This is a genomic window from Bacillus vallismortis (assembly GCF_040784915.1).
GTDB lineage: Bacteria > Bacillota > Bacilli > Bacillales > Bacillaceae > Bacillus > Bacillus subtilis_G.
The window spans coordinates 2,046,531-2,065,340 of sequence record NZ_CP160797.1 but is presented as its reverse complement, the minus strand read 5'-3'; the positions used below and the strand labels follow the sequence as shown (position 1 = coordinate 2,065,340).

The following is an 18,810-nucleotide window of genomic DNA, read 5'->3' as shown; positions in this document are numbered from 1 at the left end:
TATGCAAAAGAGGAATACGTTATTGCCGTATTCCTCTTCTATTAGTGAAGTTTATTATTTCTTTTTTCTTTTTTTAGTTTTTCTGGTGTAACATCATTGCCTTCCGGATCAATGATTTTCACACTTTTTAATGTGTTTTTCATAGAAGAGCGAAAACCTTTCAAATACTCTTGACGGAGCTTTTGCTGTTCAGCTTTTTCTTCTTCTGTCATAACGCCAGCTTTGGCTTTGGCAGCAAGTTCATTAATTCTGGCAATTTTTTCGTTTGAAATCATGTTAAACTCCTTTATGGCATTTTGTCTATATAGTACTAGATCAAAAAGAGTTTTACAACTGATTCAATCGGCTGTCTCGTCATTCTCTATGTATTCCTGAAACCGCCGGTGGACGGTCGCTTTAGATACATCATACCCAAATCCTCTCAGCGTAGCCGCAATTTCTGCGAACGTCAGTTTATTCGCTCTTAGGCGGACGATCTCTGAGATGGGCACCTCTATTCTTTCTTTTCCGCTGTTTTCATGTTGGTTTTTCAGGTTTTTTTGCGGTTTGAAACCGTTTTTTACTGCACGTTTCATTCCCCGCTTGATTTTCATGTTGTGAATTTTCCGCTGGTACTCTTCAACAATGCTGACGATCTCCAGCACCATCGAGTCAGCCTCCGATAACTCCAGTTCACCTCTGTGAGCCGTTGTATAGACTTTCACACCTTCTCTATAGATGCAATGAAGCAGTGCGATTTTTGCATTTCCACGTCCGAGCCTAGTTTCATCCTGAACCAAAATGACATCAATTCCAGAATTCTTGATCTCATCAAGCAGCCCAAATACACCATCCCGATCCATTTCATATCCGCTAGCTTTCTCAGAAATCACTTTGACGACTTCCATGCCGTTCTCGGCCGCAATTGCCGTAAGCTCCTCCTCCTGCCGCTTTAATGACGTCTCCTGCTGTTCTTTATTTGTGCTTACGCGGGCATAAATGAGTGCTTTCATTTTTTCTATCTTTCCTCTCTATCTTACAGTTGCCAATTCATATGCATCCTGATGTTTCTTTTTCAATGGAATCACCAATTCATCTCCCGGCTGGATATCAGACGTCTGAAGATGATTTTTATCAGCCACCCATTCAATAAATTCACTTTTGTTTATTTTCTTTTTATCTGCTACCTGGCCGGCTATAGACCAAAGTGTATCGCCTTGCTGGACTTCTATTTTAACATACTGATTAAGCTCCTGGCCGCTGCTTGTATATGACAGCAAAAGGATTACCGCGCTCAAAATCACTGTGAACAGACCGACAAAAATAATAGATTCTTTACCCATGATCATAACCTCCAACAGGAATGTTTGTTCGCTTTTTATAATTTCAGTATATACGAACAAACGTTTCTGTCAATTGTTTTTTCGAACCTATGTTTGTACTGTAAGGAAAATCATGCTATAATCTTCTTAAAATCGACGTTTTGAGGTGCGAAAAATGACGAAGCTATCAAAAAGGCAACTTGATATCCTCCGTTTTATTAAAGCAGAGGTTAAATCAAAAGGATATCCGCCTTCCGTAAGAGAGATCGGAGAGGCTGTCGGGCTTGCGTCCAGTTCAACTGTCCACGGCCACTTGGCCCGCTTGGAAACAAAAGGGCTGATCAGACGAGATCCGACAAAACCAAGAGCGATAGAAATTCTTGATGAAGAAGTAGACATTCCGCAAAGCCAGGTCGTTAATGTACCGGTCATCGGGAAAGTCACGGCGGGATCTCCTATTACAGCAATAGAAAATATTGAAGAATATTTTCCGCTTCCTGACCGTATGGTTCCCCCGGACGAGCATGTGTTTATGCTTGAAATTATGGGAGACAGTATGATTGACGCTGGTATTTTCGATAAAGATTATGTCATCGTTAAACAGCAAAACATAGCAAACAACGGGGAAATTGTCGTTGCGATGACAGAAGATGATGAAGCTACGGTAAAACGTTTCTATAAAGAGGATACTCACATTCGCTTACAGCCTGAAAACCCAACGATGGAACCTATCATCTTACAGAATGTCAGCATTCTAGGGAAAGTAATTGGCGTGTTCAGAACCGTCCATTAATCTATTGAACTATCAGATGATGAAATAACCCCCTCTTCCTTTATGGAGAGGGGGTTTATTGTATCAAAAAAAGCAGGCTCGCCCTGAATTTTAGGTGCGAGCCTGAATAGGAGGAAAAGAACATCATGTTTACACCATAATTATCCACCAAACAATTGTTGAAGTCAAGAAATTTTCTTTCCTTTAGGAAACTTTTTATCGAAATGTTGTCCGTTTAAAACATTAGACGTGATCTGCTTAAAAACGTTTCATTACTAGGTCGTGGAATGATACGGAATTAGATTTATGCAGAGAGCGCGGCAATTAATTTATGTGAAAATTTAGTACATAGTTTAGTTAGTTCTATTTTATGTAAAAAAACAGCTCACCTTTATCATCGTGAGCTTCAATCAAAATGAAAATATTGAATACCATAACTCCCTTTTACTCGAACACTTGTGCAGTTTTCCGAATGTTCTTCTGCAAAGATACGGTATCGATGAAATGGATCAATTGAAACTTTATCCTGAGCACTAAAATCAAACCAACTGCCTCTGAATTGTTTCGTGCTCAGCGTGGTATATTGCCCCGTAAGCCCCATCCGTTGAAGTTTAAGCTCAACTGAACAACTATTGGCTCCCAAGATCGTAAACTGATAGCCTAAAAAATATTCGATTGCCGGAACATCACTGATATTTTCCAGAACAAACGACTTTGTGCTGTCATTTAAAATAAAGTCTGTTTTGTGATCAAAATCTAATGCTGACGCATGGGTACTGCCAATGCCAAAAAAACACGTCAAAACTGCCGTTAAGGCCAGTATCTTCATTTTCAACCAACCCCCATTTACCATATTTTAACCTTTATTCACATTTATGTATATGTTCTTTGCGATATCTCGAGGCCGTTTCAATCATAAAATTTCATATACGTTTTTTCTTGTTTATAATAACGAAGCCTGTCTTGAAGGGTTCCGGTATGAAATTCAAATTTATGGCCGTCTGGGTCGGTAAAATAAATAGACTTTCGATCGCGTTCATTTCGTTCTCTTCCAGGCAGTATATGGACATGAAGCCTTTTTAATTTTGCTGACATTTCCTCAAACTCACGATCTTCAATAGTAAAAGCAATATGAGTATATGATGCCTTAATGTCATTTCTCGGAATGTCAGGCTCTTCATTAAGTGCAAGCCAGATGCCATTCAAATCAAAATATGCTGTTGTTCTTCCTTTTACCAGCAGCTTGGCATCAAACACTTTGTGATAAAAATCGATTGATGTGTCCAAATGGGAAACAGAAAATAACAAATGATTGATTCCTTTTATCTCCACAATAAATTCCCCCTCTAAAGCTGATCAACCATATGTACGTTTTTGCACCAAGAAGGTTTCATGCAACAAGAAAAAAATACCAGTGTAAACAAAATCGAATTGTTTAAAATAATGACTGTAACAAAGATAACGATTAAGAAAAGGATTTTCCTTAAAAATAACAACTTAGGTGATCAAATGAAACATCTCATTGCACTTTCTTCAAAGATTGCTTTCACTCTCGCCCTTTTATATGTAATATTGGACAGGGTCTACTATGCATCCTTTCTAAGTGTGATGTTTATTGCACTTTTCTTAGGTTTTGTCTCATACCTTTCCGGTGACATGCTCGTCCTTCCGAGAACAAACAATATTATAGCTTCATTGGCTGACTTTGGACTTTCATTCGTTATGATTTGGGTCTTTGCTTTAACCCAAACAAGAAATGATTTCTCACCGTTTGCAGCCGCTCTTCTTTCCGCTGTCTGTCTTACTGTTTTTGAATACTTTTTTCATCGGTATTTGCTGAAGAATGTGCTGGATGAAACCTTCCGAAATGAACTGACAGCCAGGGATAACACCCTTCAATATCAAACAGAAGCCGCAGACGAATTGCTTCCTGACGTTACCAATGAGAAGCATGAGGAATAGGAGGCCGGCTTATGGCCTCCTATTTTTCAGTAGTTACTTTTCAGAAAACGGGACATCACTTCGGTAAAATCATAAAACCTCTCATTTTGAGTAACAGATCTGCTTTTTAAAGAAAATACGCCAAACAAAGATTTTCTAAAACCTGTGCTCATTTCGATCTGGATACTCAAACCTGTTTTTGATTTATTTGCAATGTTATTCGGACTAACGCCTGCATGCGGATGGTCTGTACTGAGCAAGACAGCAGGAAAACCGGCATTTTGCAGTTCTTCAACTAAATCTGCCGCTCTTACGCGATCTGTACCGCCGACTTCGATCTGCTGATCTTCTTCTGCATACCCGTGCAATGAAATGACATATTCATGACTTCCCGTCATCCTCAAGGCCCGGGGCTCATCAAAATGCGTACTCGTAATATGCATCACAGAGTTTCCTGACGATTTTAAGCCTTCAAATAAATACATCGAAGACTCTTTGTTGAGCTCTCTCGCTACTTCACTTGTCCCGCCTTCAATACCTCCTCCGTGAATGGCTAAAATAAGGACAGGACTGCCGGTTTCTTTCGTAACAATACGGTAATCTGAAGGCTTTTCATTGTTTTTTAATTCCTCAAAATTCTGATAGACATCTTCCGCGTAAATTGAAGAAATCGGAATGAACATCACAAAAACAATCAATAATTTTACAATTTTAAGAGTTGATGGGAAACGTTTGGCTATGTTACAATCAACATGCTTCAAGGAATGGAGCAAACGGCGGAGCAGGGATACTTTGGCCGGTTTCATCTACTCCGCCTCTAAGTCCAAATCAACAGGATGTCGGTTTCTTTGAGGCTTTAGCACGAATTCTCTCGTCCTCCTTGTTAAATTTTTGTTAAATTCACAATATTATATACCATTAGCCCGGGCGCTGTTCTTCTCATTTTTGAATTTATGAAAAGGTATTGGCACCGCCTGTATCCCAATTCCCATAGCAAACCAAAATAAAAACGCACCTGCTCTTTGGCCTGTGCATTTTTATTTTCTATTGATTCTTCGTTTTTTTGCTTCATTCAGTTTCATGATATTTTTTTCGATTTTTCTTATTTTTCGCCTTTGCGGGATTGTTTTCACTTCATGATAAACAGCGATAAACCCGCTTAATGTTACTGCTGCGATGTAAAGAACACGATGTTTGATAAACCGGTCAGCACGCTTGTGATCCCCCTTCTCTTTTTCCAGCCTTTCGATCACATCTTTACCAAACAGCTGATCGACATACACTTGTTTCATTCCCACTGCAAATCCAGCAGCCAGCCAAAGAATCAGAAATAAACTGATATAAAACATCACTAGTCACTTCCTTTCCCGTTAAGATGCGGCGCAGAATTGGAATGCAGCTGATCGAATCGTCAAACAGCTTGTCAGACGAAGCCATTTCTTTGTGTTAGGTTCTTTCATTTGGACGACAATATGTAATAATGTAATGTACAGTTAGAAATTTTAATCCAAACAGCCACATATGATGAACAGCGGTTAATCTGTTGTCATGCGAAGCTTCTATCAGAAAGGTCTCAGATAAAGGAAGCGGACAAGTTCCCGCTCTGGTTTGCAGATAAATTCCCTCATCTCCAGCTCCGTTTTTTCTCCGCCTGCTTGTCAAAACCAGTTTCTCATGATGATGATAAGGCTTTAAAATGCCTGTCATGCTGCTGAATGGAAGCGGTAGAGAGATGTTCATATACCCCTCTTCATTTGAACGATACACTGAATATAGAGCGGTAAAAATGGTTTCGTTTTTTTCATTTGTTCTGATCCAGGCACGCACTCTTTTTCTTCCGTCTTTTTTCGAATGAACACCCTTTATCGTGCTGTACATTCTATACCAATCAGGGTTCGTCGACAGATGTATTTGGCCGATTTTTCTGCTGAACCATTCGTAAACAAATGCAAGCGGCCGAAACCACGTGCTCCACGTCACTTTTGCTTTAACGTCATACTCAACGGTTTGTTCATAAAACGATAGAATGAACGGCGCCAGTTTTTCGGGTGAAAAATCTTTTGAACGAAGGCTTTCCATATCATCCACAAGCCCTCTGTATTGAACGTTATTTTCAGCTTGAATGTCAGCTAAAAAGGCTTTTCCAATCCTTCTTTTTCCGTAGATCCGGCTGAATATCTTTACGCTGTCTGCATCAAAAGGCTTTGGATCTTCTATTCTCCATCCGATGAGAGCGGGCAGTATCACAGCAAACGCGTTGATAAAACCGTGAATCCAAATCATCTGATTGATGCTCAGTGTAACTTCCTGCCGAAATACACCAAATGAATAAATCATCGAAAAAGTGATCGTTAACATTAAAACGGCAGAAGAAAGCCGAATAAGAATTTTTCCCGTCTTGCTGCGAAAAGCTGTGGTAAACACCAAATATGCATGAAGATAAAGCGCCGCCATATAGATGCCAACCGCAATGACATCAAGTGTTTTTGAATATGTGATGCCAAGTGCGATAAGAATGGGCGAAAACAAAATCACCCATGTTATCCAACTATACAACATCCGATTATTTCTGGCGGTTCTTCCGAGCAAGCCGTTAAAGATCGGGATCAGAAAAGCTGAATAGTGAAAGTGGACTGCAGTCAGCAAAATGATAAGCGGGCCAAATTGCATGATCTGCAAATGTGCAGCATAAGCAAAAAACCAAAACCCTCCCCCCGCCAAATAGATAAGCCCGAACAAAACTGAGGTCTCTTCGATTCTATGTATCTTTGTATCCCGCAAGCGAAGGAGCGCGTACAACGCCATAAAGACAGTGTAGATCCACCAGATCAGAGCGAACCACCCGATGTCTGTCACAAGAGCCAGCACCGCAAAGAAAGCGGCTGCCGGATAGCACTGTATGAAACCAGATTCCAGATATTGAGCAGCCCGAAGCGGCGATTGATGAAAGACAAAAGGAAAAATACCCGGAACGAAAAAGAGGATGGATAACAAAACAAGCGCCTCTGCCACTGATAGATGGGGTGTTTCCGCTGCAAGAAACCCTATAAAATAAAGCGTACTGATCATGCCATTTCGTTTTAACATGATTCTCTCTCTTCTTCCTGAAACGTTCCTTTATAATAGAAAAGAGTGCCGAGAATTGTATTTTGCACATGCACTTGAATGGTGAAGCAATTCTTGCTTTCATCAAACGTTTCGCAAACAACGGACGTACCCGTCAGCCATTTTGGCAGCGGTATTCTTTTTCCGCATAGCAATAGCCATTGCTTTCCCGATGTAATCGTAAGAGAGCCATCAGGAGATGCCTCGAACGCTAAAACAGACAGCAGAAGATGAGGTCTGCCGAAGAAATCAAGTATTCTATCTTCTTTTTCGTCGTATACCATGATCGCGTCAAAGAAACGTTTATTGCCTTTAAAATAAAATGTACGATTCCATTCTATCCCGATATGATCCCGATTCATAAGACAAGTTCTATTTTGTATCGTAAAAGGGATGTCTTTGCCTCTTTCTGAAAAGAAGCACCTGAAAAAAACACCCAGCTTTAACAGCATTCTGACCAGAAAAGAGCCTCCGCTTATTTCTGACATCGTTCCTGTCCCGCAGAATGTATGAGCTTCGTCTAATTGATATCGTTTTTGCAGCTTGGGATGCAGCAAATAATAGTTCTTGATTGTTTTTTCATAAATCGTATTCACAATGTCACTTCTTTCTCTTTCGTTTAGTGTGCCGGGCACTAGGGAGCTGAAGATTAAGAACGCCGCTTGCCGCAGAAAACACACTCAACAGAATTGATAATAATATCTCGGAACCTAAAAAAACGAATCCAGCATAGATAAAAGCCTGGACTGCATGAATGATCCATTTTTTCTTTAATGGAATGAGCCACAGAATACCCCATCCTATCTTCGCTGTTCCTGCAAAGATACTTGTTTCAAAACCTGTAAAGCCTTGATAAAACCAAAACAGACTAAAAAATAAGCATATGAACACATAGACGATAGCCGATCGAATGGAGTGTTTCGGATGTTTGTTTTGCTCAATCCAAAGCCTTAGTACATCAAAGCTCCATGCAGTCGCCCAGCCAAGCAGCGGCCGAAAAAATAAACGATCGATCCATCTTCCCGGCAGTCCGTAGGCTGTTTTGTATTGGTACTGTGTTAAAAACGTTATGTTCCCGTTGTCTCGCTGTATATACTTCCAGTAGCCATTACCGCGCCTAATCAGGGATAACGGATGATCAGAGCCAAAAGCCAGTGAAGAAACTCTTTCAGATGAATATTTGTCGAAAACACCGACTGTTTCTCCTGTACCCGATACCTTTAGCCCAAAACCTATTCTTGTTTCGTAAAGAAACTTCTGCTTTTGGTATTGCTGCTTAGGCAAATATGTGATATTTGAAAACCGGAGATCCCATTCTTTATGCAGCGCTGGGGTTTGCGTATATTCCCAGAGCGTATCCAGGTCAGATCTCATTTCGATTTCTACATAAATCGGTTTCTGTCTCACAGCCCCTCCTCCCTTCTATTTTAAGCAATTTCATATTATCATATTGATTGTTTTAAAAAATGCATTTACCCCCAAAAAAGTATCTTCATCCTGAAAAATGCATAAGAAAAAGAAGAGATGTTTCTTTCTCTTCTTTTTAAAAATCTATTTGATTCATTACTGAGTTTTAACCGTTCCATAATGAGTAATTGTGGTGTTTACACTGTACGTGATGTCGGCCTTACTGAAGGTGTCATCCCAGTTCTTTTTCACCTTTTTCCATAAGTCCGGATGTTCAAGTCTTAATGATTCATCAAAACCCGCAACATCAGCTTTATAATCTTGCTGGATTTTTTTTAATACATGACCGACTATTTTTTTCACTTCGTTTTCAATATTCTTTTCAAGACGTTCTATAAACTGTGTGTCCAACGTCTCATTTGTGTTCCAGTTTTCAACCAAATCCCCTTCCGATTCAATATCGACATGGAATGATATATCCGTTCCTTTTATTATAGGCTTGATTTTACTTTTTATATAATTGATATCGTACGCGATAATCTGCTGGCTCTTTTTATCATAGCACTTTACAACTCCGCCTTTTCCTCCTCCGGCAATCCAAGCAATTCCCTCCGTTTCATATTCATCTAAAAAGCCGATCATTTTTTTAGACTTCCCGTTAATAACCGCTGATCCGGAATACTTGACCGCTCCATTTGCCGAGACTGCATTTTGCAGTAAAAAACTGCTGCCGGAATGCAGTTTACCGATTAGTTTCGCGAGTGTTACAGGGCGAAGTATTCTGGAAACTTTATGTTCATTCTCAACTAATCCAGTCAGCCGAAATGCCGGAATTTCATCACTCTCTTTCAGTTTGAGGGCATCTCTCGCCTTCCCTTTTGCAGATAAAACAAGACAGCTCAGCCTGATTTCATTATCACGAAAAAATTGATCCAGCATTTTGTCGATAGGATATGTACGCAATACATCTTCACTCATGACAACCACTTTTAAATGCGGGCTAAACACTTCACGATCCCTTCTTAACGCAACCTCGCTCCCAATCTGTTGTAACGAATCACCTGTTTCACTTATATTTTGATACGCTTTTTGCGTTCCTTGTCCGCCGCCTCCTCCGTTTTGTCCCGCACCTACCACTTTTTCATTAACAAATTGATAGGTCAGTGTAAGGTTGTCTTGTTTTGGATAGCTCCCTCCCTCTTCTTTTAACTCTTTTTCAGTATTTGTTGCTTTTCCTTTATCAATTGCGATAGCAAATGTGAGACCAAGCTCTTCTATTTCCTTGCTGCTCCAGCACCCTGTTACACAAATCATAAACAAACATACGATGACAATAGCGGACACTGGATGTTTGATTTTACGTTTCACCTCTTTTCCTCCATTTCGATATGACTAAAAGCAAAATCGGCAGAGCGCCAAATATATACAAAGCCATATGACTGACCATATCGCCCAAAATAAACACATCATTTTCATTTTTGGGCATGCAAGAGAGAATAAAAACAACAGGAAGCAGCCAAAACATACATGAAACGGGTTTCTTTTTGAAAACTTGCGAGACTCCTAAAGAAGCTGCATAAAAAGTGATAATGAACGTGGCAAAAAGCTGCATAATCCAAATGACTAGCAGGAATGATTCAAATCGTTCAAATATTAAACCAGATATCTCAAAGCTTCTCATCAGGTCAAGTGCCGGCCATGTTCTCGTTACAACACCGTCAACGGATATTGCACCGATAACCATAATCAGCGTAAAAATATAAAAACATGTCACAACACTTGTCCCGATTACAACCGCTTTCAACGCCTTTTTCGGCTTCTTCATAAACGCTACTAGAATAAGCATAATTTCAGAACATGTAAACGAAAGGGCCGTTGTTTTCACTCCTTTGAGAACCGGCATGATTCCATCTCCTAATACAGGGCGTAAATTGTTGACCTCAAATATACCTATACTCATGACCGCTACGGTTAAAAAGATGATGACCGTAACCGGAAAGATCATTTCAAAAAGCCGGGCAATGGGATCGAGCCCTTGTGTAATTGAATAAAGCCCGATCCAAAGAACAGTCATGACTATCGCCCACGATGGCGTCCCTTCAAGGAGAAAAAACACAACAATTTCTGACATGACTCTCACTTCGAAGGCACCGAGAGCTAAAAAATAAGTAATGAAAATGAGACTGATTAAAGCGCCGAGCCATTTGCCTACAATATGACCAGCATATTCATAAAACGTCTCCTCAGGATACTGCTGGCTTAATTTCACGATGACTATTCCGGCAATGATCGCGATAACCCCGCCTAATAAAATGGAAATCCATCCATCAGGTGATTTTGTTTGTTCTGTTACTGTCCGAGGGAGCGTGAGAACTCCTGCAGCGAGCATATAATTAATAATGATCACCGTTGCTTGTGCGGTTGTAATTTTACTCTTTGGGCTGGACATGAGATTATCACCATCCTGTCGAAGTCGTCATTTCACCCGTTTTGCATTATCTGTATTCATAATTTTTGGTCTGCGTTTCATGACTAAGAGAGGCATTCTGATGATAAAATCTTTCCAATCTTTCACATAATAAGGGACCGCTGGGCTTGCGTATGGAAGACCAAAGCTTTTCAACTTTACGACATGGCTGCTTAACAGCAGATAATACATAATAACTCCAAATAACCCAAACACCGCCGCGCAAAACATCGCGCCAAACCGAAGCATCCGAAGTGCGATGCCTGTACTGTAATGCGGGATGGCAAATGAAGAGATTGCTGTGAGCGCAACAACAATGACCATAATAGGACTGACAATGCCCGCTTGCACAGCTGCTTCCCCGATAATTAACCCGCCAACGATGCCTATCGCAGGTCCGATGGGTTTTGGCAGACGAAGCCCCGCTTCTCGTAAAATTTCGATCGCAATTTCCATAAATAAAGCTTCAATGATTGATGGGAATGGAACACCCTGACGCGTCCCGGAAATTGAAATTGCCAGTTTGGTTGGAATTAATCCTGGATGAAAAGAAATAAATGATATATATAAAGCCGGTGCAAATAACGTGATGATTGCTGCAATGAACCTCAGTAATCTGATAAATGAACTTGGGAACCACCGTTCATAATAATCTTCAGGCGATTGAAGCACCATGCTGAAAGTGACCGGAACAAGCAAAGCAAACGGGGTGCCGTCAAGCAGAATGGCTACTCTGCCTTCCATTAATCCGCTGATGACGCGATCAGGCCGTTCTGTACTTTGTACTTGCGGAAAGGGACTGAGATAATTATCCTCGATCAGCTGTTCAACATATCCAGATTCAGGCAGATGATCGATCTCAATTCCTTTCACTCTTTTTTTTACTTCCTCGACCACTTCTGGATCTGCTATGTCATACATATAAGCGATGATTAAATCCTTTTTTAGCCGTGTCCCTACTTCAAATCTCTGAAATGTTAATTGATCATTTTTTCCTTGCTGCCTTAAAAGAGCTGTATTCGTACTCAACTCTTCTGTAAAGCCCGTGCGCGGCCCTCTGACAAGCGCTTCTGATAGCGGCTCCTCAATGCTTCGATTTTGTTTCTTTATGGTTCCCAGAAGAAAGACCTGCGGCATTCCATCGATAAGAAGCGCTGTTGAACCCATGAAAACATCCAGCACGACATCACTGATTTTTTCTGCTTCTACTACATCACAGATTGATCCGATTTGATTCTTTATATCCTGCGAATTTAAAATGCCTTTGCCCGATTGAGAAATGTCCTCTCTTACCTGATTAGGCTGATTCATGACCAGCAACGCTGATACTCCTTTATTAATCGAATCTTGATCAGACAGTCCATCAACAAAGATCAATGCTGCTTTCACATGTAAATGAGTGATCTCAAATTCCCGGATATGAACGTCTCCGTTATGCCCGATTTTTCTTTTGAATAGCTCAATGTCGCACCCAAAGTTACCGGTTAACACTTCTTGATCCGGCTTTTCAGCTTTAGATTGATCTGAGCCTTGATGCTGCTTCTGTGTTTTGTGCTGATTGTTCCGCCACCTCATGATTGCACCTTCTTATTTTTCAATCCAAGTAAATACTTTATTGATTGCATATGGAATGAGGAATACAACGAATGCTTGAAACCATACTGTCCAGTCAGTAAGTGTTGATATCATATTATCCATCTGTAAATTCCTTTCTCTCTAATAGGATTATTTTTCCCATACATCTATTTTTTATGTTCCTCTTTTTTGACAATAAAAAAAGCATGATGAATATCTTCATCACGCTTTAGAGAAATCAAGATTAAAGAAGGTTCAGAAGAAAGCCGCCAATCACACCAGTGAACACAACAACCCACGGAGGCAGTTTCCAATAAGCAAGCATACTGAACAATACGGCCGCAAACGCAAAATCAATTGGATTCAAAATCGCACTTGTCCAAATCGGAAAATAAAAAGCTGAAATTAATATTCCGACTACCGCTGCATTTACGCCTGCAAGAGCTCCCTTTAGGTTAGGGTACCTCCGCAAAACATCCCAATAGGGCAACGTACCTAAAATCAGCAAAAACGCCGGCAGGAAAATGGCAATGGCAGCTAACATTCCGCCTTGCCAGCCGCCCATGACTGCACCTAGATAAGCGGCAAATGTAAATAACGGTCCCGGCACAGCTTGTGCTGCACCATATCCTGCTAAAAATGCTTCTTTGCTGATCATTCCAGCTGGTACAAATTCCTGTTCCAATAAGGGCAATACAACATGTCCCCCGCCAAAAACCAAGGAACCCGCCCTGTAAAAGCTGTCAAACATAGAAAGCCAACGCAAATCCGCAGTTTCTCGAAGGACGGGCAGAAGAACCAGCAATCCGAAAAATAATGAAAGACACACGGTTCCGAATGTCTTAGAGATAGGAAAATGAAAAGCTGATTCTTTTTTGTCGATAGACTCTTTAAACACCAGAAAACCAATCGCTGCGGAGATGACGATAATGCCAGCTTGGGTATACGCGGTTTGCCATAAAAGTGAAACAATCAATGCAAACAATGCGATCGTTTTTCGTTTGACATCGGGCGTCAGTTTTTGAGCCATTCCCGCTATAGCGTGGGCAACAACTGCCACCGCTACGATCTTTAAACCATGAATCCATCCGGCTTGCTCTATATTGGTGTATTTTAATAAAAGAGCAAATATGATCAGTGCCAAAACAGAGGGCAGCGTAAAGCCGAGAAATGAAACGATCCCGCCAAGTAACCCGCCACGCATAACACCAATCCCAATCCCAACTTGACTGCTCGCCGGACCAGGCAAGAATTGGCACAAAGCAACCAAATCGGCATAGCTTTTTTCATCAAGCCATTTTCTTTTGCGAATATATTCTTCATAGAAATAGCCCAGATGAGCAATGGGACCTCCGAATGATGTAAACCCAAGTCTTGTTGAAACAATTAAAATTTCTATCAGCGTTTTAAAGCTGTTGCTCTTATGTTCGCGCATCGCTTCCTCCCATGTTCTCAGCATTTTAAAAAAGCAGAAATACTCCACTTAAGTATAAAAAACTGAACCATGTTTGCAAGCGCTTGGTTGAAATGATAACGAATCTTAACTATATGATAAAAAAAGGCTCATTTTGAGCCTTTTTTCAGTTCGGAATCAATTAATATTCCAGTTTGAAGCTTTCTGCCTGATCTGACACTTCCACAGGTGTTCCCATTATCGTTTTCGGTTTAGAAACGTAAACAAAACGCATCTCTTTCTCCAGTTGCTGAAACGTTTTTTCACTGACTACAATCCTAGCCGGCTTTCCCGGACTGTTATCAATGGCTGCTTTGATTTTTCCAAGCATAAAAAACCTCCTGTTTTAGATTCTAACTCAAAGAAATGACCATCATGAAATTGAGTACAGCAAAAACTCCTGAAAAAAAGGCGATCCCCTTGCTCCGCCTCCAGAAATACAGTACGTTGGCTAATAAAACAAAACTGATGAACCCATCAAATCCTCGCAAAACAATTTGGTTGAACCGGATTTTTTCTCCACCAATAACAATTGCAGCTGCACAAACAATCATAAACAAAAAGACGAAAATATACACTTTCCACTCTCTCGCTGTATTTTCTTTCTCATACATGCAGAACTCCCCCTTTGACAGAAATGTTCATGAACTGACTGCAAATAAATAATGAAAGCGATGGCGATGGCCATGACCTTATTAGTTATTATATGATTTAATTGAAAAAACATCATCTGTCAAGAGGTAAACGAAATGGATCAAAATCATGAAAATCCATTACGAGATATTACGGAAAACATTACTCTGGGGGCGCCTATTCAGAAAGTCTGGGAGGCAGGCTCCTCTTCATAAGGCCTCGTTTTCATTTCGCCCTTCGTGCAGAATAAACCTTATCAGAATCGACCAGCAGACTGACTCAGAATGTAAGAAAAAGAGTGATTCAGAAACATAGAAGATAAACTAATATAAGATAAATGATGCGGTCGATGAAAAATCGGATTTTTCTGAGTGATTTTGGACAGCCCTTTTTTCCTTCTATGATTGTAACTGTCCAAGCCGCACAATCAATTCGCCATATGATAAAGCGTATGAACAATAAAGGAGGAGTATATATGGGTTATTACAAAAAATATAAAGAAGAGTATTATACGGTCAAAAAAACGTATTATAAGAAATATTATGAATATGATAAAAAATACTACGATCACCGTGATAAAAAAGATTACGACTGTGATTATGACAAAAAATATTATGACCACGACAAAAAAGACTATGATTATGTTGTAGAGTATAAAAAGCATAAGAAACATTACTAAATTCCATTAACATCTCCTCATTTTCACTTTTTCCCCGGTTGAATGCCGGGTTTTTTTGTTTGACCAACTTTCGCTGCTTTTTTATTTACGCCTAATGACTGATCTTAAATTTATATTGAATATTTAGTACATAGTTTAATTAGTTTATAAATGCTTATGCAATAATATATAAGTCAGATTGAAGTAACCGTTTTTCGACAAAACCACCAATATGAAATGTATGAATAAGATGAAATATTTTGTCGATTTATATCCACAAATCCAGTTCCAAAATAAGGTATAATAAATGACGAAACCATTATCAAAAGGGGGAATTGTGTTGAAAAAAGTATTAATTGCAGGTGCAATAGGAACAGCAGTTCTTTTCGGAACACTATCATCGGGTATTCCTGGCTTACCCGCGGCAGACACTCAGGTCGCAAAAGCAGCTACCCAGCTGCCTAAAGGAATCGGCGGCCGCGCCTACCTGAACAGTACTGGCGCCGTTTTCACAGCTAAAATCAAGCTTCCTGACACCGTGAAAAATGATGACTCGGTCTCTACTCCGTATATTTATTCAGGATTTAGCGCAAAAAGCGGAACTGAGGCAGATCTCGGGCTTCAGTACAGCAAACAATACAACGTCTGGAAGCCTCTCATGAAGGTAGGATCCAAAAATGATGAAACGTACATCGAAGGAAAAGACAAATTCACATATACCAAAGGTTTTCGTCCTGGAAGCACAGTCCAAATGACAATCTATAAAAATTTGAACGGCAATACACGCATGACCCTTTGGGGAACGAACAATGACGGGTATACAGGCCGGATTATCACAGAAATCCAAGGAACCAATATCGGCACAATCTCAAAATGGAAAACTCTTGCTACCGCGGCTGTTTCGTATGAAAGTCAGCGTTCTGCCATCAAAGCAACCTTTTCGACAGCCTTTAACAACATTACAATCGACAATAAAGCCGTCACTCCTGTGGTAGATACGCAGGATTTCGCAACTGTTTCTGTTTCAGGAAATAACGTTTCAATTTCTGTTAATAAATAAACGAAACAGCAAAAGGCCGCCGGCATTGCCAGGCGGTTTTATTAGGACAATTACACAAAAAACGGCATGCAGTGCATAGCTCGGATTATATTAGAAATCATCACAGACTCTACAGCTCTTGTATTTGCTTATCATTTAAATATAGGGTGGAAAATTAGTATGAAATATGGAAAAACAGGTCCTTTTGGAATGCTTTTGGTTATAATAGCTCTTCTAATATCAATATTTTATGTTTAATACAAAAGCGTTGATACCTGCTGGATATGACCTGGATATTCATGGAATTGTGATATCAAGAACTTTAATGATCGCTTTTACTTTGTATTTAGTTTCAAAATTAGGATATTTTCTTTCTTCTAAATAAAAAAGATTAACTTTACTTTTTCATATGAGTCTATAGCATATATATCTTTTAGCTCAATTTAATTCATCTTCAAGATGTCTTAATAAAATTAAGATTGCCTATTAATCAATAAAGAGGCAGCATTAAACCGCTACCTCAAATGAAAGCTTGTCCCCATGTTTATAGTTGATTAACTTGAAATCATCTATGGTAAAGTCATAAAAATCTTTAACTTCAGGATTCATCCATAATTCAGGTGCTTCAAACTGTTCTCTTTTCATTTGAATTTTCAAATTGTCTATATGACGTGTGTACACATGGCAATCGCCAATATTAAAGATATATTCACCAAGCTCATAACCAGTCACTTGAGCAATCATGCGCTGCAAAACATTATACTGAAATACATTGAAGGGATTCCCCAAGGCCATGTCATTGCTCCTCGCTCTTACCTCTAGGTGGAGCTTCCCTTGTTTAACGTACCACTGTGTCTCGTATACACATGGTGTTAAGGCCATTGAGTCTAGTTCATCCGGATTCCATAGCATTGTAATGTGTCTCCGTGAAGATGGGTTGTTCTTCAATTGCTGAAGAAGATAATCGACCTGATCCACTTTTTCTCCATTTAGATTTCTGTTTTTCTTCCCCAGTTGAAATCCATAAGCATTTCCGATGGTGCCGTCTTCTTGTTTCCACTGATCCCAAATAGGTACGCCCATTTTGTTTAATTCAGTAACATCGTTAGATTTAAGCTGCCAAATCCAGAGCAGCTCTTTAATGGCCGTTTTCCAGGCCAGCTTTTTGGTCGTTAAAATAGGTATTTCTGAGTTGTCGAATCTCATCTGCTTACTGATTACACTAAGTGTGTGAGCCGGTGTTCCATCAGAGTCCCATTTGGTTCTTACATTAAATTCTTCGTCTGAGATTCCATTATTCATAATATCGTTAATAATTGAATTGTATTGTTTATCGAATTGAGTCATGACTATTCATATCCTTCTTTCATTTTCAGTTACTTGGCATAATTTATTACGAAAACAATATTAACGCAAATACTAAGCACGTGCAGATAAAATGAGTTCTTATTCCAATCACTGTGTATTTAAAGAGGAGTCAGCCCCTCTTTTACACTGTATTTCTCCATAACATAGTCTGTCACGCAGCTTATAGTTACCGCCAGTTTGATACATACACCGTTTAATTTGGTTTAAATCAGTGTCATTACTATTTTTTCCTTTATACTTTAATATCTTTCATAAAAGTATTCTTTTATAGAGATGCTTATCTTCATCGACATCTCTAGCCTAAATATGGTAAAATCGATAGCGATGTTAAAACTGTAAGAAAGGGAGCATTGATATGTATATGAGTACTATAATTTTAGCATCCATGCTTTTATGGGGTGCAGTTATTCAAGAACTAAGTAAACCTTCAAAAAAGCAAAGCATTCGAAAAATTGTTTCTTTGACATCTTTAGGTTCTTTATCAACTTTAGTTATTACGATTTCACTTTTTCAAAACTTCTCGTTTTAAAATTTGTTTATAATTAAATCCTTCATATTAAATTATTGATTTTTGAATACGATAAGATATACCTTGGCTAACCTCCATGATTATCCTCCTTCAAAAAATCAGCCAAGGTTATTGTTTTACTTCGTTCCAGTTGAACCATGCCCGCCTCTATCTTCATTCCCCAAATGCTCTACCTCAACCAATTCAACTGCCGGCATTTTCTTCATTATTCTAAACTGGCAGATCCGATCTCCTTTTTTAATCTCTGTATCACGCAATGCATAAGCAGGAAAGAACCAAAAATCGCTGTCACCCTTGTACGATTCATCGATAACACCCATTGAATTTGTTTGAATAACACTAAAGTTCTTATATGTACTTGAACGGGGAACGACATGTGCTTCGTAACCCTCAGGCAATTCCATAGCTACACCTAACGGGATAAGTTTAAATTCATCTTTTTTAATTGCTACATCTTCAGCAGCTCGAAGATCAATCCAATCTCCCTGCTCAATTTTACTGATTCTTGTTTGTGTTTCATCTAGATATTTGATTTTAATTTGCATTGTCATATGTATTAGCT

General features: G+C 39.5%; 22 protein-coding genes and 2 pseudogenes. 6 read left to right on the top strand and 18 right to left on the bottom strand.

Annotated features, from left to right (window positions below; all coding sequences use genetic code 11):
* Positions 1-41: 41 nt before the first annotated feature.
* The 3 genes from ABZM97_RS10020 to yneA all read right to left on the bottom strand — a co-directional run bounded on the left by ABZM97_RS10020 (position 42) and on the right by yneA (position 1,328).
* A complete protein-coding gene (locus tag ABZM97_RS10020) occupies positions 42-275 on the bottom strand; it encodes a DUF896 domain-containing protein (RefSeq protein WP_087991429.1) in 234 nt (77 codons plus the stop codon).
* Positions 276-338: 63 nt separating this feature from the next.
* Positions 339-992: a recombinase family protein gene (locus ABZM97_RS10015; RefSeq protein WP_087991430.1), complete on the bottom strand. Its 654-nt coding sequence runs from the start codon at positions 990-992 to the stop codon at positions 339-341.
* Between the two features lie 18 nt (positions 993-1,010).
* Entirely contained in the window at positions 1,011-1,328 is a 318-nt protein-coding gene (yneA, locus tag ABZM97_RS10010; protein WP_087991431.1) for a cell division suppressor protein YneA, read from the bottom strand.
* Positions 1,329-1,476: 148 nt separating this feature from the next.
* Here yneA and lexA point away from each other — a divergent pair, with 148 nt between their 5' ends.
* A complete protein-coding gene (lexA, locus tag ABZM97_RS10005) occupies positions 1,477-2,094 on the top strand; it encodes a transcriptional repressor LexA (RefSeq protein ID WP_087991432.1) in 618 nt (205 codons plus the stop codon).
* Positions 2,095-2,479: 385 nt separating this feature from the next.
* Here lexA and ABZM97_RS10000 read toward each other — a convergent pair whose 3' ends face one another.
* Both ABZM97_RS10000 and fosM read right to left on the bottom strand, forming a co-directional pair.
* Positions 2,480-2,908, bottom strand: a complete 429-nt coding sequence (locus tag ABZM97_RS10000) for a hypothetical protein (RefSeq protein ID WP_087991433.1) — start codon at positions 2,906-2,908, stop codon at positions 2,480-2,482.
* A gap of 74 nt (positions 2,909-2,982) precedes the next feature.
* On the bottom strand, positions 2,983-3,405 hold the full coding sequence (fosM, locus tag ABZM97_RS09995; protein ID WP_087991434.1) for a FosM family fosfomycin resistance protein: 423 nt from the start codon (positions 3,403-3,405) through the stop codon (positions 2,983-2,985).
* A gap of 177 nt (positions 3,406-3,582) precedes the next feature.
* Between fosM and ABZM97_RS09990 the strand changes: the two genes are divergently transcribed.
* Positions 3,583-4,035, top strand: coding sequence for a YndM family protein (locus ABZM97_RS09990; RefSeq protein ID WP_087991452.1), 453 nt, complete (start codon positions 3,583-3,585; stop codon positions 4,033-4,035).
* Positions 4,036-4,061: 26 nt separating this feature from the next.
* Here the strand turns inward: ABZM97_RS09990 and ABZM97_RS09985 are convergent, their stop codons facing one another.
* The 11 genes from ABZM97_RS09985 to ABZM97_RS09935 form a co-directional block, all read right to left on the bottom strand.
* Positions 4,062-4,820: a poly-gamma-glutamate hydrolase family protein gene (locus ABZM97_RS09985; RefSeq protein ID WP_087991435.1), complete on the bottom strand. Its 759-nt coding sequence runs from the start codon at positions 4,818-4,820 to the stop codon at positions 4,062-4,064.
* Positions 4,821-5,051: 231 nt separating this feature from the next.
* A complete protein-coding gene (locus tag ABZM97_RS09980) occupies positions 5,052-5,366 on the bottom strand; it encodes a hypothetical protein (protein ID WP_367387460.1) in 315 nt (104 codons plus the stop codon).
* Positions 5,367-5,460: 94 nt separating this feature from the next.
* Positions 5,461-7,101: a YndJ family protein gene (locus ABZM97_RS09975; RefSeq protein ID WP_367387459.1), complete on the bottom strand. Its 1,641-nt coding sequence runs from the start codon at positions 7,099-7,101 to the stop codon at positions 5,461-5,463.
* Entirely contained in the window at positions 7,095-7,715 is a 621-nt protein-coding gene (locus tag ABZM97_RS09970) for a DUF4166 domain-containing protein (RefSeq protein WP_333516207.1), read from the bottom strand. Before ABZM97_RS09970 ends, ABZM97_RS09975 begins: the two co-directional genes overlap by 7 nt.
* Positions 7,716-7,719: 4 nt before the next feature.
* Positions 7,720-8,526: a hypothetical protein gene (locus ABZM97_RS09965; protein ID WP_087991439.1), complete on the bottom strand. Its 807-nt coding sequence runs from the start codon at positions 8,524-8,526 to the stop codon at positions 7,720-7,722.
* A gap of 156 nt (positions 8,527-8,682) precedes the next feature.
* Positions 8,683-9,894 carry a Ger(x)C family spore germination protein gene (locus tag ABZM97_RS09960; RefSeq protein ID WP_087991440.1) on the bottom strand — a complete coding sequence of 404 codons (1,212 nt, stop codon included), beginning with the start codon at positions 9,892-9,894 and terminating at the stop codon, positions 8,683-8,685.
* Positions 9,884-10,975 (bottom strand): spore germination protein, encoded by a 1,092-nt coding sequence (locus ABZM97_RS09955; protein ID WP_087991441.1) that lies wholly within the window; start codon positions 10,973-10,975, stop codon positions 9,884-9,886. The genes ABZM97_RS09960 and ABZM97_RS09955 overlap by 11 nt, the downstream gene beginning before the upstream one ends.
* A 27-nt stretch (positions 10,976-11,002) precedes the next feature.
* The gene (locus ABZM97_RS09950; RefSeq protein WP_087991442.1) at positions 11,003-12,571 is read right to left on the bottom strand and encodes a spore germination protein; all 1,569 of its coding nucleotides are present in this window, start codon (positions 12,569-12,571) and stop codon (positions 11,003-11,005) included.
* Positions 12,572-12,812: 241 nt separating this feature from the next.
* Entirely contained in the window at positions 12,813-14,003 is a 1,191-nt protein-coding gene (gene chrA, locus ABZM97_RS09945; protein WP_087991443.1) for a chromate efflux transporter, read from the bottom strand.
* A gap of 160 nt (positions 14,004-14,163) precedes the next feature.
* On the bottom strand, positions 14,164-14,352 hold the full coding sequence (locus tag ABZM97_RS09940; RefSeq protein ID WP_087991444.1) for a hypothetical protein: 189 nt from the start codon (positions 14,350-14,352) through the stop codon (positions 14,164-14,166).
* A gap of 22 nt (positions 14,353-14,374) precedes the next feature.
* Entirely contained in the window at positions 14,375-14,635 is a 261-nt protein-coding gene (locus tag ABZM97_RS09935) for a hypothetical protein (RefSeq protein WP_087991445.1), read from the bottom strand.
* Between the two features lie 135 nt (positions 14,636-14,770).
* Between ABZM97_RS09935 and ABZM97_RS09930 the strand changes: the two are divergent.
* The 4 genes and pseudogenes from ABZM97_RS09930 to ABZM97_RS09915 all read left to right on the top strand — a co-directional run.
* Positions 14,771-14,866: pseudogene (locus ABZM97_RS09930) on the top strand (SRPBCC domain-containing protein); the annotation flags it as partial.
* A gap of 263 nt (positions 14,867-15,129) precedes the next feature.
* Positions 15,130-15,333 (top strand): spore coat protein CotC, encoded by a 204-nt coding sequence (cotC, locus tag ABZM97_RS09925; RefSeq protein WP_087991446.1) that lies wholly within the window; start codon positions 15,130-15,132, stop codon positions 15,331-15,333.
* Positions 15,334-15,649: 316 nt separating this feature from the next.
* Positions 15,650-16,372: a YrpD family protein gene (locus ABZM97_RS09920; protein WP_202327732.1), complete on the top strand. Its 723-nt coding sequence runs from the start codon at positions 15,650-15,652 to the stop codon at positions 16,370-16,372.
* Between the two features lie 159 nt (positions 16,373-16,531).
* Positions 16,532-16,736 (top strand): annotated as a pseudogene (locus tag ABZM97_RS09915) (hypothetical protein).
* Between the two features lie 122 nt (positions 16,737-16,858).
* On the opposite strand, the gene ABZM97_RS09910 reads toward ABZM97_RS09915, so the two are convergent.
* Together ABZM97_RS09910 and dutA are read right to left on the bottom strand one after the other, a co-directional pair.
* Positions 16,859-17,698 carry a thymidylate synthase gene (locus ABZM97_RS09910; protein WP_202327638.1) on the bottom strand — a complete coding sequence of 280 codons (840 nt, stop codon included), beginning with the start codon at positions 17,696-17,698 and terminating at the stop codon, positions 16,859-16,861.
* Positions 17,699-18,364: 666 nt separating this feature from the next.
* Positions 18,365-18,799 (bottom strand): dUTP diphosphatase DutA, encoded by a 435-nt coding sequence (gene dutA, locus ABZM97_RS09905; protein WP_087993902.1) that lies wholly within the window; start codon positions 18,797-18,799, stop codon positions 18,365-18,367.
* Positions 18,800-18,810 lie beyond the last annotated feature (11 nt).